Origin of the sequence: Roseinatronobacter sp. NSM, assembly GCF_052379845.1 — a bacterium.
GTDB lineage: Bacteria > Pseudomonadota > Alphaproteobacteria > Rhodobacterales > Rhodobacteraceae > Roseinatronobacter.
In genome coordinates this window covers 1-847 of record NZ_JBQTCF010000099.1, presented here as the reverse complement: position 1 = coordinate 847, position 847 = coordinate 1, and the positions used below count along the sequence as shown (strand labels likewise).

1 pseudogene is annotated in these 847 nt (G+C 57.4%); it reads right to left on the bottom strand.

From position 1 onward, the window contains the following. Positions 1–17: 17 nt before the first annotated feature. A pseudogene (locus tag ACTZWY_RS19795) lies at positions 18–775 on the bottom strand (IS5 family transposase). Between the last annotated feature and the right edge of the window lie 72 nt (positions 776–847).

The following is an 847-nucleotide window of genomic DNA, read 5'->3' as shown; positions in this document are numbered from 1 at the left end:
CTAGGGCTTGTGGACATTCATCTTGATGCGATCAAGGCAGCGGCAAGGTGCCAATTGGCTGTGTAGCTGCAGTCTGTCTTGTCGTATCGAGTGGCTATCCCTCTGAACTCCTTGATTTTTGCAAAGTAGTTCTCAACCAGATGCCGCCACTTGTAGGCTGCGGCGTCATAGTCACGCTGGTGCTTGCGGTTCGCTTTCGGGGGGATCACGGCGCTTGAACCTCGCGTGTCCAGTTCTTTAAGTAGCCAATTCGCATCGAACGCCTTGTCTGCCAAGAGCGCCCCGAACGAAACATTGCAGATCAACGGGGCAACACCCCTCATGTCATGCGCTTGACATGGCAGCAGCAGGAAGCGGACCAGGTTGCCAAGCGCATCCACCAGAGCGACGATCTTGGTTGTCAGACCACCGCGCGAACGCCCGATGGCCTGATGCTGAGTCCCCCTTTTGCGCCGGTTGCCTTCTGGTGAACCTGAACGATGGTGCCGTCGATAAGCGCGTATTCGAGGTCCGGGGCGCTGCTCATAGCATTGAAAAGACTCTCGAATACGCCCGCCTTGGCCCAGCGACGAAAACGCCGGAACTGGCTGTTCCAGTTACCGAAAGCGGGCGGCAGGTCGCGCCATGGGGAGCCGGTCCGAACCCGCCAGAACACTGCTTCCAGAAACAGGCGGTTATCCCTTGCAGTAGCCCCGGCGTCGCTCGCCTTTCCTGGCAAATGCGCCTCAAGCCGCCGCCATACAGCATCTGTCACCACAAAGCGCTGCTCGTTCATCCAAACCTCCATTTGGGAAGTTTGAATCAGAAATCAGACACAATGGGAACCCTGATTGTCCACAGGCCCTAG